Source organism: Klebsiella sp. G-Nf4, assembly GCF_002810615.1.
Lineage (GTDB): Bacteria > Pseudomonadota > Gammaproteobacteria > Enterobacterales > Enterobacteriaceae > Klebsiella > Klebsiella variicola.
The window spans coordinates 263,881-275,579 of the sequence record NZ_PION01000002.1 but is presented as its reverse complement, the minus strand read 5'-3'; the positions used below and the strand labels follow the sequence as shown (position 1 = coordinate 275,579).

12 protein-coding genes are annotated in these 11,699 nt (G+C 61.8%); 10 read left to right on the top strand and 2 right to left on the bottom strand.

From position 1 onward, the window contains the following. The first annotated feature begins 37 nt into the window (after positions 1-37). From CWM57_RS07440 to CWM57_RS07420, 5 genes are all read left to right on the top strand, one after another. Positions 38-1,000: a LacI family DNA-binding transcriptional regulator gene (locus tag CWM57_RS07440; RefSeq protein WP_002915031.1), complete on the top strand. Its 963-nt coding sequence runs from the start codon at positions 38-40 to the stop codon at positions 998-1,000. A gap of 181 nt (positions 1,001-1,181) precedes the next feature. Beyond that, entirely contained in the window at positions 1,182-2,099 is a 918-nt protein-coding gene (locus CWM57_RS07435) for a metal ABC transporter substrate-binding protein (RefSeq protein ID WP_100631360.1), read from the top strand. Further along, positions 2,096-2,917 carry a manganese/iron ABC transporter ATP-binding protein gene (locus tag CWM57_RS07430; protein ID WP_100675846.1) on the top strand — a complete coding sequence of 274 codons (822 nt, stop codon included), beginning with the start codon at positions 2,096-2,098 and terminating at the stop codon, positions 2,915-2,917. The genes CWM57_RS07435 and CWM57_RS07430 overlap by 4 nt, the downstream gene beginning before the upstream one ends. After that, a complete protein-coding gene (sitC, locus tag CWM57_RS07425) occupies positions 2,914-3,762 on the top strand; it encodes an iron/manganese ABC transporter permease subunit SitC (protein ID WP_023319000.1) in 849 nt (282 codons plus the stop codon). The genes CWM57_RS07430 and sitC overlap by 4 nt, the downstream gene beginning before the upstream one ends. Next, entirely contained in the window at positions 3,756-4,610 is an 855-nt protein-coding gene (locus CWM57_RS07420; protein ID WP_100675845.1) for a metal ABC transporter permease, read from the top strand. The genes sitC and CWM57_RS07420 overlap by 7 nt, the downstream gene beginning before the upstream one ends. A 70-nt stretch (positions 4,611-4,680) precedes the next feature. On the opposite strand, the gene CWM57_RS07415 is transcribed toward CWM57_RS07420, so the two are convergent. Both CWM57_RS07415 and CWM57_RS07410 read right to left on the bottom strand, forming a co-directional pair. After that, positions 4,681-5,025, bottom strand: a complete 345-nt coding sequence (locus CWM57_RS07415) for a nitrous oxide-stimulated promoter family protein (RefSeq protein WP_168432539.1) — start codon at positions 5,023-5,025, stop codon at positions 4,681-4,683. Positions 5,026-5,102: 77 nt separating this feature from the next. After that, entirely contained in the window at positions 5,103-5,396 is a 294-nt protein-coding gene (locus tag CWM57_RS07410; protein WP_072420658.1) for a SelT/SelW/SelH family protein, read from the bottom strand. A 215-nt stretch (positions 5,397-5,611) separates the two neighbouring features. Here CWM57_RS07410 and CWM57_RS07405 point away from each other — a divergent pair, with 215 nt between their 5' ends. From CWM57_RS07405 to CWM57_RS07385, 5 genes are all read left to right on the top strand, one after another. Continuing rightward, the gene (locus CWM57_RS07405; RefSeq protein WP_100631355.1) at positions 5,612-7,975 is read left to right on the top strand and encodes a TonB-dependent receptor domain-containing protein; all 2,364 of its coding nucleotides are present in this window, start codon (positions 5,612-5,614) and stop codon (positions 7,973-7,975) included. A 71-nt stretch (positions 7,976-8,046) separates the two neighbouring features. Beyond that, positions 8,047-9,078 carry a hemin-degrading factor gene (locus CWM57_RS07400; RefSeq protein ID WP_100675844.1) on the top strand — a complete coding sequence of 344 codons (1,032 nt, stop codon included), beginning with the start codon at positions 8,047-8,049 and terminating at the stop codon, positions 9,076-9,078. Continuing rightward, a complete protein-coding gene (locus tag CWM57_RS07395; protein ID WP_100675843.1) occupies positions 9,075-9,893 on the top strand; it encodes a heme/hemin ABC transporter substrate-binding protein in 819 nt (272 codons plus the stop codon). The genes CWM57_RS07400 and CWM57_RS07395 overlap by 4 nt, the downstream gene beginning before the upstream one ends. Then, positions 9,893-10,882, top strand: a complete 990-nt coding sequence (locus CWM57_RS07390; protein ID WP_100675842.1) for a FecCD family ABC transporter permease — start codon at positions 9,893-9,895, stop codon at positions 10,880-10,882. The genes CWM57_RS07395 and CWM57_RS07390 overlap by 1 nt, the downstream gene beginning before the upstream one ends. After that, a complete protein-coding gene (locus tag CWM57_RS07385; protein ID WP_100675841.1) occupies positions 10,879-11,658 on the top strand; it encodes a heme ABC transporter ATP-binding protein in 780 nt (259 codons plus the stop codon). The genes CWM57_RS07390 and CWM57_RS07385 overlap by 4 nt, the downstream gene beginning before the upstream one ends. Positions 11,659-11,699 lie beyond the last annotated feature (41 nt).

Genomic DNA, 11,699 nt, shown 5'->3' with positions numbered 1-11,699 from the left:
TGTTAAGCTAGGCGAAAATGTTCAGACAGAAAAAGCCATGCCAACGATTGATGATGTTTCAAGATTAGCGAATGTCTCAAGAGCGACGGTTTCCCGCGTGCTGACCGGCACCCGGGGCGTGCGCGAAGAGAGCCGGGAAGCTGTGCTGCGAGCCGTTGAAGAACTCAACTATCGCCCGAGCTTTGCCGCGCAAAACCTCGCCAGTCAGACATCCAGCCACGTTGGTCTGGTGATTTCCGCGCAGGACGAAAGCCACGGCGCGCGTCTGCTGCCGCTGCTCTCTCAGGCGCTGAAAGGGCTGAATAAAAGCCTGCTGGTCCAGTATGTCAGCGATCCGGTAGAGCAGGCGGCGGTGATCGACGATCTGCAGCGCCAGTGCGTGGCGGTGGTGGTGCTGGGCGCCGTTGCCGCCGACGCGCCGCGCAACGTTATCGCCTTTGACCGCTTCGGCGTCGCCGGGAGCAACAGCCAGGGCTATGACTTCGCCTTCGCTACCGAAAGCGCCTGTCGCTATGTGATTGGCAAGGGACACCGCAACATCGCCCTGCTGGTGGACAGCGATAGCGACGATGCCAGCCGTCAGATGCTGGAAGGCTACCGCAACGTCCTGCAAAACTACTCCATTCCTTTTAACCGCCAGCTGGTGCTGACGGCCAACGATGACGTCGAGCAGGCGCTGCTGACCTTAATTAACAGCTTCAGTAAATACTCAGTCATTATCGTTAAACGCGACCGCTACGCGGCTGAGGCGATGCGTCTGTTACGCGAATTCACCATCGCCGTCCCGCAGGAGGTCTCCCTGCTGAGCCTTGAGGACTCCCCGCTCGCCTCGCTGCTCTACCCGCCGCTGACCTGCATCTCCTGGCCACTGGAGGCGCTGCTGGATAACTGTATTCAGCGTATTCGCAGCCTGATTGACGACCGGCCAACCTTCACCGCCGAGGGCCGCTCGCTGGCTGGCCGCCTGATCCCGCGCCAGTCGGTCGCCGATATCTCTTGATCTTCGCCCGGTTCGCGCCGGGCCAGCCTTGCCTCCCCCTTTCTTGTCGCTTTCGTTTCCCGGCTCATTATTACCCACGCATGCAAATAAGAATTATTTTCATTTGTAAATAGCTTGTGCTATATAACATAGCAATGGCTATAAACGCTGGGAAATTAACCACACCATTGCGAGGGATCCTATGCAACACCTGACACCGCTGAAATCATTGCTGCTGGCCAGCGCGCTGGCTCTGCTGGCCGCGACGCCGGCCACCGCGCAGGAGAAATTCAGGGTTATCACTACTTTCACGATTATCGCCGATATGGCGCAGAACGTGGCCGGCGACGCCGCCGTTGTCAGCTCCATCACCAAACCGGGCGCGGAGATCCACGATTACCAGCCCACGCCGGGCGATATCAAACGCGCGCAGGGAGCACAGCTGATCCTCAGCAATGGGCTTAATCTCGAACGGTGGTTTGCCCGTTTTTATCAGCACTTACAGGGCGTTCCGGAGGTAGTGGTCAGCGAAGGGATCCAGCCGATGGGCATCAGCGCGGGCCCCTATAGTGGGAAGCCCAATCCCCATGCCTGGATGTCGGCAGATAACGCCCTGATCTATGTCGATAACATTCGCGATGCGCTGGTGAAGTATGATCCGCCTCACGCCGACACCTATCGCCGTAACGCCGAGGCCTATAAGGAGAAGATCCGCCAGACGATGGCGCCGCTGCAGGCCAGACTGGCGCAACTACCGGCGGATAAGCGCTGGCTGGTCACCAGCGAGGGGGCCTTCTCCTATCTGGCCCGCGACTATGGACTTCGCGAACTGTATCTGTGGCCGATCAATGCTGACCAGCAGGGCACTCCGCAACAAGTGCGCAAAGTTATCGACACCATGAAGAAAGAACGCATCCCGACTATCTTCAGCGAAAGCACCATCTCCGATAAACCGGCGCGTCAGGTGGCGCGCGAAGCCGGGGCCCACTACGGCGGCGTACTCTATGTCGATTCGCTGAGCGCCGCCGACGGCCCGGTGCCGACCTGGCTCGACCTGCTGCGCGTCACCACCGAAACCATCGTCAACGGTATCCAGGACGGGATGAGGAAGCAGCCATGAATGCAGCGCAAGCGGGACTGTATGTCGACCAACTCACCGTCACCTGGCGCAACGGCCACACCGCCCTGCGCGACGCCTCGTTCAGCGTACCACGCGGCTCCATTGCCGCACTGGTGGGCGTTAACGGCTCGGGTAAATCCACACTGTTTAAAGCGCTGATGGGCTTTGTGCGCGTCGGCCACGGCGAGATCGCCATACTCGGCCAGCCGGTCAACCGCGCGCTGCGCCAGAACCTGGTCGCTTATGTCCCGCAGTCGGAAGAGGTGGACTGGTCCTTCCCGGTGCTGGTAGAGGATGTGGTGATGATGGGCCGTTACGGCCATATGGGCTGGCTGCGGCGGGCAAAGCCGCGCGATCGCGACATTGTCGATGCCGCACTGGCCCGCGTGGGCATGAGCGAGTACCGCCATCGGCAAATTGGCGAGCTCTCCGGCGGGCAGAAAAAGCGCGTTTTCCTTGCCCGCGCTATCGCTCAGCAGGGTCAGGTGATCCTGCTGGATGAGCCTTTTACCGGCGTCGATGTGCAGACCGAAGCGCGGATCATCAGCCTGCTGCGCGAGCTCCGCGATGAGGGCTGTACCATGCTGGTCTCCACCCACAACCTCGGGTCAGTGAGCGAATTTTGTGATTACACGGTGATGGTGAAAGGCACCGTGCTGGCCAGCGGCCCGACAGAAACCACCTTCACCGCCGAGAATCTGGAGCGGGCTTTCAGCGGCGTGCTGCGCCACGTCGCGCTGACCGGCGGGGAAGCGCAGATTATCACCGATGACGAGCGGCCGTTTATCAGCCGGCGCGCGGCGGGAGGCCCACGATGAGCTGGCTGCTGGAGCCGTTTGGCTATCACTATATGCTCAATGCGATGTGGGTGTCGGCGCTGGTGGGCGGCGTCTGCGCGTTTCTCTCCTGCTACCTGATGCTGAAGGGCTGGTCGTTGATTGGCGACGCCCTCTCCCACTCGATTGTGCCCGGCGTCGCCGGGGCCTATATGCTCGGCCTGCCTTTCGCGCTCGGCGCGTTTCTCTCCGGCGGCCTGGCGGCGGGCAGCATGCTGTTTTTGCAGCAGCGCTCGCGGCTGAAAGAGGATGCCATTATCGGGTTGATCTTCTCCTCCTTCTTCGGGATCGGGCTGTTTATGGTGTCGTTGAATCCGACGTCGGTGAATATCCAGACCATTATCCTCGGCAATATTCTGGCCATCGCCCCGGAGGATATTATCCAGCTGGCGGCGATCGGCTTTATCTCAATGGCGATCCTGCTGCTGAAATGGAAAGATCTGATGGTGACCTTCTTCGATGAAAACCACGCCCGCTCGATTGGCCTGAACACCCGCGGCCTGAAGCTGCTGTTCTTTACCCTGCTGGCCGCCTGCACCGTGGCGGCGCTGCAGACCGTCGGCGCCTTTCTGGTCATCTGCCTGGTGGTGACTCCCGGGGCCACTGCGTGGCTGTTAACCGACCGCTTTCCGCGCCTGCTGGCCATCGCCGTGGCTATCGGCAGCCTGACCAGTTTCTTCGGCGCCTGGCTCAGCTACTATCTCGACGGCGCCACCGGCGGCATTATCGTGGTCGCGCAAACGCTGTTGTTCCTTATCACCTTTATCTTCGCGCCGAAGCACGGCCTGCTGGCTAACCGCCGCCGCGCCAGGGAGGCCGCATGCTGAACCTGTTCCTGGCCCCGTTCCAGTTTCCTTTTATGGTCAATGCGATAGCAGTATCGATCATCGTGGCCGTGCCCTGCGCGCTGCTGTCGGTTTTTCTGGTGCTCAAAGGCTGGGCGCTGATGGGCGACGCCATGAGCCACGCGGTCTTTCCGGGCGTGGTGCTGGCTTACATCCTTGGCATTCCTTTCGCCATCGGCGCGTTTATCGCCGGGCTGCTGTGCGCCGTGACGACCGGTTTTCTCGACGATAACAGCCGACTCAAGCGCGATACCATCATGGGGATTGTCTTCTCCGGCATGTTTGGCGCCGGACTGGTGCTGTACGTGGCGATCCAGTCCGATGTTCATCTCGACCATATCCTGTTCGGCGATATGCTGGGAATATCCCTCCGCGATATTGGTCAGACGGCGGCTATCGCGCTGGTGATTGCGCTGATTATCGGCCTTAAATGGCGCGATTTTTTGCTGCACGCCTTTGACCCGACGCAGGCCAAAGCCAGCGGCCTGCGCGGCGGACTGTTGCACTACGGCCTGCTGTGTATGATCGCCCTGACCATCGTCGCGACGCTGCAGTCGGTGGGGATTATTCTGTCGATTTCGCTGCTGATTGCTCCCGGGGCGATCGCGCTCCTGCTGGTGCGGCGCTTTATCCACGCCCTGCTGCTGGCGGTAGCGGTGGCCATCGGCTGCTCGGCGGGAGGGGTGTGGCTGGCGTTTTATCTCGATAGCGCGCCGGCGCCGACTATCGTGGTGCTGTTTTCCGCGCTGTTCGTGGTCGCCTTTGTGGCAAGCACGATCCGGGATAGTCAGAAACAGAGGGCTTCCGCAACCATCCCCGGTGGCGGCTAACCGCCTTACCGGGGCTACAAAAGCACGACTTGTCGCCCGGCTGCGCGCCGCGCTGACCAGGGAAAGGCCGCTATTTTTTCGGTCGATATTTTTCCGGTAGCGCCGGCACCGGCCGCCTGTCGTCCAGCAGATGGCGAATAGTGAGGATCGGGTGGCGCCAGAGCATCCGCGGCCCGGCCCAGCGCATAATCTGCTTCATCTCTTCGCGCTTCGCCGGCTGGTAGCAGTGCACCGGACACTGCTTGCAGGCCGGTTTATTCTCGCCAAACACACACTTATCAAGGCGCTTGTCGGCGTAGACGTTCAGCGCCTGATAGTGATCATTATTGGCCAGCGCCTCGGGACAGCGCCGCTGGTAGAGGGCAATCATCCGCTGAATCGTCAGTTTTTCCCGTTCGATGCGTTTACCCACTATCAAATTCCTTCCCACAAAAAAAGATGCATAAATAATACACCTTTAAATAAGACCTCGCAGCTCATTTCCCCTGGCGATTATGTCGGGTTAGCTGGTTTATCCACATGCCCCAACGCTTTATCCGGGAAGCAGACATCGCGCACCCGGCGTTTCAGCTCGGCCGCATCCGGAAAACCGCCATCCTGCTTGCGCTCCCAGATCTGCTGGCCGTCGATATCGATAGTGAAGATCCCGCCGGTCCCCGGCACCAGCGTCACCGAGGCGATGTCGGTGCTGAAGGTATGTAACAGCTCCTGCGCCATCCAGCTGGCGCGCAGCATCCAGTTGCACTGGGAACAGTAGGTGATGGTGATGGCCGCTTTTGAGTTCATCGTCGTCTCGCTAAGTCTGAAAGGGCAAATTGTAAACAAAGTGCAGTTTAAATGAAGAACACATGATTATTTTGTTGCAAACGATAATACCTATCATTACCATTCGCAATCAACAAATGGAGTAAGACCCCATCCGCAACGGAAAAGACGGAGCAACCTGCATCTCTGGAAGTAACGCGTGAGCCGATACTAATAACGATCAAGGCGTGGCGACTATGTACAAATCGACTCCGTCAGCAGCATGGTGTAAAAAACGCCTGCTGGTGACCTCTTTGCTTGCAGCAATTTATCAGACTTCTGCCATCGCAGCAGACACTTCCGCCGTTAGCGGCGAGGCGGTGGATGACACCTCGGAACAAATGACCGTCACCGCCCCCGCACCGGTGCAGAAAGCCGGTAGCGAACACAGCATCAGCGCCCAGGAGCTGGAGGATAAAGGCGCTAACGATTTCGGCTCGATCATGCGCTATGAGCCGCTCATCAGCGCCACCGGGGCCAGCGGCGGCTCCGGCAACGGCAAAAGCGGCTTCGACCGCGGAGGCTACACCGGCTACAACATCCGCGGCATGGAGAGCAACCGCGTCGGCATCGACGTGGACGGTATCGCCCAACCCAACGCCACCGGCCGCGGCTACGTCGGCCGCGCCGGGCTCAACACCTTCGGCATCGGCCGCGATTATATCGACCCGTATATGTACGGCAGCGTGGATATCCAGTCCGGCGCCACCTCGACGGAAACGGCCAACAGCGCTATCGGGGGGAATGTCTCCTTCCGCCCGAAATCGGCGGATGATTACCTGCGCCCGGGCAAGACCAGCGCCTTCGGCTACCGCAGCGGTTACGACTCTGCGGATCGCAGCTGGCACAACGGGGTGACCGTCGCCGGCGGCGATGAGTTCCTGCGCGGCATTTTGGTCTACAGCCGCCGTGACGGTCAGGAAACCGAAAACAACAGCGGCACCGTCGACGCCTACCCGGCGAACTGGCACTCCGATGCTTTTCTGGCCTCCGGGATCTGGCAGCCTAACGATGAACACAAACTGACCAGCACCTTCGACTATTACCATAAAACCAACCACACCCACTACGATACCTGGGACTCCAGCGGCAACAGCACCATCGGCACCGCCAACCAGACCAGCCAGACCCGGCGCTGGGGCCTGAGCCTGAAGGATGACTGGACGCCGATGAACGACTACCTCGACAGCGTCTCCACGAAAATCTACTACCAGCATACCGAAGCCCATGACTGGACTTATATGCCGGACAGCGTCACCCGCAGAATGCAGACGGTGAACTCCAACTATGACACCGACACCTGGGGCCTGCAGACCGCGCTGGCGAAAACCCTGGGCCGCCACGATCTGAGCGCCGGCTTCAACGCCAGCACGACCAAAACTCAGCGGCCGTTTAGCCAGTCGCCGATCCCCAGCGTTTACAGCGAGATCATGCAGCCGGAGGCAGACAGCCGCAGCTACACTCTCGGCGGCTTTGTCCAGGATAAGATCAACTTCGACCTTGATAGCCACAACTTCGCCATTATTCCCGGCGTGCGCGTGGTGCATCAATCGACTAAGCCGGAAAATCTGTCCGACCTTGCCGCCAACAGCAGCGTGCTGAGCGAATCGTCGGTGGCGAATCTGTACGGCAAAAACAGCGATACCCAGGTCCTGCCATCATTGACCTTCCAGTACGACCTCACCCCACGCCTGATGACCTACCTGCAGTACCAGCGCGGCGCGCAGTTCCCCAACGCCAGCCAGCTGTATGGCTCCTGGAACCTCGGCTCCAGCTACGCCGGTAGCCAACAGTATGCCCTGATCGGCAATACCGATCTGAAGACGGAAACCAGCGATAATCTCGAGTGGGGGCTGAAGGGCGAAGTCACCGAAGGCATCACCGTGCGCACGGCGCTGTTCTACAACAGCTATAAGAACTTTATCGCCTATACCCGCTATACCCGCGCCAATAATCCGGGCCAGTTCACGAATGTGCCGTCGAACATCTACACCATTTATCAGGCGGAAAACCGCGATAAAGCCTATATCTACGGCGGTGAGATCAGCACCAAATTTAACTTTGGCACCTGGTTTGAGCAGGTGAACGGCCTGAGCACCACCCTCGCCCTCGGCTATAGCGAAGGGAAATCGAAATCCAGCTACAGCGGTGATAAATACGTCGACCTCGACAGCGTGGCGCCGATGAAAGCCATCGTCGGCGTGGCATGGGACGATCCGGCGAAACGCTACGGCACCGCCCTGACGGCGACCTTTGTCAAAGGGAAACAGGCGACCACCACCAACCGCGAAAGCTACAGCAACAGCGGGTCCGCCATCACCGATGCCAGCAGCGACTATATGCGCGTGCCGGGCTACGGCATGCTGGACTGGACCGCGTACTGGCAGGTGGCAAAAAACGTGCGCCTCAATGGCGGGGTCTACAACCTCACCGATCGTAAATACTGGGATTACCTGAGCAGCCGCAATATCGAGACCGGCACCAACCAGGACGCCAACGATAAAGCGCTGGCGGTGATGCCGGGCCGCACCTGGCAGCTGGGCGTCAACGTCGACTTCTGATTGCCCGAATAATAACGCACCTGCCCCCGGCCCACCGGCCGGGGATATTCATCGTCGAGAAGGATATGATTATGCCAAATGCACACCCCGACCTGTGGCAGCGCTACCAGGCCACCAAAGCGGGCAGTACCGCTAAATATGCCCGCGATATCGCCGCGGAAATGGGGATCAGCGAAGCCGAGCTGACCGCCGCCCGCCTCGGCCACGATGCCGTGCGCCTGAGCGATGACGCCCGGGCGCTGATTGCCGCCCTGGAGCGCGTCGGCGAAACCAAATGCATCTGCCGCAACGAGTATGCCGTGCATGAGCAGGTGGGCCAGTTCACGCACCAGCACCTCAGCGGCCACGCCGGGCTGGTGCTGAACCCGCGCGCGCTCGATCTGCGCCTGTTCCTCAGCCAGTGGGCCAGCGCCTTCCATCTGAACGATAATGGTCGTCAGAGCATCCAGTTTTTCGACCACCATGGCGACGCCCTGCTGAAAGTCTATGCGACCACGCAGACCGACATGGCGGCCTGGGACACCCTGATCGCGGAACATCGGGTGGCGGCGCCGGCACCGCTGGCCCTGCGCCCGCTGGAGCCGGTGAAATATGCCGACACCGCCGACGGTGCCGCGCTGGAGAACGACTGGCGCGCGATGACCGACGTTCACCAGTTCTTTGGTCTGCTGCGTAAATATCAGCTTTCCCGCCAGCAGGCCTTCCGTCTGGTGAGCGACGACCTCGCCTGCCGCGTGGATCGCCATGCGCTACCGTCGCTGCTGGAGACGTTGCGCCAGGAGGGCAATGAAATCATGATCTTCGTCGGCAATCGCGGCTGCGTGCAGATCTTCACCGGCGCCCTGGAAAAGCTGGCCCCCATGCGCGGCTGGCTAAATATCTTCAATACCACTTTTACCCTGCATCTGCGCGAAGAGAGCCTCGATGAAGTGTGGGTGACCCGCAAGCCGACCTCGGACGGACACGTCACCAGCGTCGAACTGTTCGCCAAAGACGGCACCCAGATTGCCCAGCTCTATGGCCAGCGCAGCGAGGGCCACCCCGAGCAGGCGCAATGGCGCCAGCAGGTAGATCGTCTGACCCGTGAAGGACTGCCCGCATGATGCGCTGGTTACTGCTCTTCATCGCTTTCCCGCTGCTGAGCCACGCTGCCGTTGAGCGGCTCGTCACCCTCGGCGGAGATGTCACTGAGATCGTCTATGCCCTTGACGCGGAACAGAGCCTGGTGGCGCGGGACAGCACCAGCAGCTGGCCTCCGGCGGCGCAAAAGCTGCCAGACGTCGGCTACCTGCGGCAGCTGAACGCCGAGGGGATCCTCGCGTTACGCCCGCAGCTGGTGTTAGCGAGCGCCCAGGCGCAGCCCTCGCTGGTCTTACACAAAGTACAGGCGAGCGGGGTGAAGGTGGTTAACGTGCCGGGCGGCGAAAGTCTGTCCGCGATCGATAACAAAGTGGCCGTCATTGCCGAAGCGCTAGGCAAAACAACGGCTGGCGACGCGCTGCGCCAGCAGCTTCAGCAGCAGATCGCCGCCATTCCCACGCAGCCGGTTGCTAAGCGGGTGCTGTTTATTCTCAGCCACGGCGGAATGAATACCCTGGTGGCCGGACAGCACACCGCGGCCGATGGCGCCATTCGCGCCGCCGGGCTGCAGAACGCGATGCAGGGCTTCGACCACTATCGCGCCATGTCGCAGGAAGGAGTCGCCGCCAGCCAGGCGGATCTGGTGGTGATCTCCGCCGATGGTCTCAAAGGGATGGGCGGTGAAGCCGGGCTGTGGAAACTGCCCGGCCTGGCACAGACCCCGGCGGGGCGTCATAAACAGCTGCTGACGATCGACGACATGGCCCTGCTCGGCTTCGGGCCGCGCACACCGCGGGCGATAATCACGCTGCGAAACAAAGCGGAGCAGTTGCCCTGATGCGCCCTGCCCTCACCCGCCGTTTGCTGTTGATGACGCTGCTGCTGGTCTCCCTGACGCTGTTTGCCACCACCCTCGGCGCCATGCGCTTGCCGCTGGTCAACCTGCTGCCTTCCGGGGATGAGATGCTGCGCCACATCTGGCTGACCATCCGTCTGCCGCGGGTGCTGCTGGCCCTGCTGGTGGGCGCGGCGCTGGCCCTCTCCGGTTGCGTGATGCAGGGGCTGTTTCGCAACCCGCTTGCCGACCCGGGCCTGCTGGGCATCAGCAGCGGCGCCGCGCTGGCGGTGGCCAGCTGGCTGGTGCTTCCGTTCTCCGCTACGGGGCTGATCGCTCTGTATATGCCAATGCTGGCGGCGTTTATTGGCAGCCTGGCGGTGATGGTGGTGATTTTCATCCTCAGCCGGGCGGAGGAGGGTTCGCTGTCGCGCCTGCTGCTGGTGGGGATCGCCATCAACGCGCTGTGCGGCGCGCTGGTCGGCGTCCTGTCCTGGCTGAGCAATGACGCCCAGCTGCGCCAGCTGTCGCTGTGGGGAATGGGCAGTCTGGGCCAGGCCGAATGGCCGACGCTGCTGGTGGCCGCGACCTTGATTATCCCGGCGGCGCTGGCGGTATGGTGGATAGCGTCCCGCCTCAATCTGCTGCAGCTTGGCGATGAAGAGGCGCACTATCTCGGGGTCAACGTGCAGGCGCTACAGCGCTGGCTGCTGCTGTGCAGCGCGGTGCTGGTGGCCGCCGCGGTGGCCATCAGCGGAGTCATCGGCTTTATCGGCCTGGTGGTGCCGCACCTGATGCGCCTGTGGCTGGGACCGGACCATCGCGGACTGATCCCCGGCTCGCTGCTGGCCGGCGCGATCCTGCTTCTGCTGGCCGACACCCTGGCCCGCACCGTGGCGGCGCCGGCGGAGATACCGGTCGGTCTGCTCACCAGCCTGCTGGGCGCCCCCTGGTTTCTGTGGCTGGTCTTTTGTCGGGAGAACCAGGCATGAATAACAAATACTGCGCGCAGGGGCTGGCGCTTCGCCTCGGCCAGCGGCAGATCATCGACAACGTCTCCGTCACACTGCGCGGCGGCGAGATGATGGCGCTTATCGGGCCGAACGGCGCCGGGAAATCCACTCTGCTGCGGCTGTTGACCGGCTATCTGACCCCGGACAGCGGCACCCGCCGCCTTGCAGGCAAGCCGCTGGAGGCCTGGTCCCCCGAGGCGCTGTCGCGCCGGCGGGCGGTCATGCTGCAGCGAACGGCCCTGCAGGCCGACTGGACGGTGGAAACGGTCATTGCCATGGGACGCTCACCGTGGGGCGCGACGGCGGATCCGGCGGTGCTGGCGGCGGTGATGGCCGTCACCGGCTGCGATGGCCTTGCCGGTCGCCGCTATCCCGGCCTCTCCGGTGGCGAGCAGCAGCGGGTGCAGCTGGCCCGCTGTCTGGCGCAGCTGTGGCGCGACGGCGCGCCGCAGGGCTGGCTGTTTCTCGATGAGCCTACCTCGGCGCTGGATCTTTACTATCAGCAGCACCTGCTGCGTTTGCTCAAACGGCTCACCGCCGGCGGGCAACTGCACGTCTGCGTGGTGCTGCATGACCTTAACCTCGCCGCCCTGTGGGCCGACCGCATTCTGCTGCTCCACCAGGGAAATCTCGTCGCCCAAGGCACGCCGCAGGAGGTGATCCAGCAGCCGGTTATCCATCGCTGGTACGGGGCGGATGTCCGCCTCGGCCATCATCCGGACAACGCGGCCCCCCAGGTTTATCTGGCGCCGTAATCCCCGCGCGGCGCAACTGGAATCCGGATCGCGCCGCGCTT

Excerpts from the sequence above, each read along its gene's own strand:
- CWM57_RS07405 (WP_100631355.1), top strand. The coding sequence starts at position 5,612 with ATGTACAAATCGACTCCGTCAGCAGCATGGTGTAAAAAACGCCTGCTG.
- CWM57_RS07410 (WP_072420658.1), bottom strand. The coding sequence starts at position 5,396 with ATGAACTCAAAAGCGGCCATCACCATCACCTACTGTTCCCAGTGCAAC.
- CWM57_RS07440 (WP_002915031.1), top strand. The coding sequence starts at position 38 with ATGCCAACGATTGATGATGTTTCAAGATTAGCGAATGTCTCAAGAGCG.
- CWM57_RS07435 (WP_100631360.1), top strand. The coding sequence starts at position 1,182 with ATGCAACACCTGACACCGCTGAAATCATTGCTGCTGGCCAGCGCGCTG.
- CWM57_RS07390 (WP_100675842.1), top strand. The coding sequence starts at position 9,893 with ATGCGCCCTGCCCTCACCCGCCGTTTGCTGTTGATGACGCTGCTGCTG.
- CWM57_RS07430 (WP_100675846.1), top strand. The coding sequence starts at position 2,096 with ATGAATGCAGCGCAAGCGGGACTGTATGTCGACCAACTCACCGTCACC.
- CWM57_RS07420 (WP_100675845.1), top strand. The coding sequence starts at position 3,756 with ATGCTGAACCTGTTCCTGGCCCCGTTCCAGTTTCCTTTTATGGTCAAT.
- CWM57_RS07385 (WP_100675841.1), top strand. The coding sequence starts at position 10,879 with ATGAATAACAAATACTGCGCGCAGGGGCTGGCGCTTCGCCTCGGCCAG.
- CWM57_RS07395 (WP_100675843.1), top strand. The coding sequence starts at position 9,075 with ATGATGCGCTGGTTACTGCTCTTCATCGCTTTCCCGCTGCTGAGCCAC.
- CWM57_RS07400 (WP_100675844.1), top strand. The coding sequence starts at position 8,047 with ATGCCAAATGCACACCCCGACCTGTGGCAGCGCTACCAGGCCACCAAA.
- sitC (WP_023319000.1), top strand. The coding sequence starts at position 2,914 with ATGAGCTGGCTGCTGGAGCCGTTTGGCTATCACTATATGCTCAATGCG.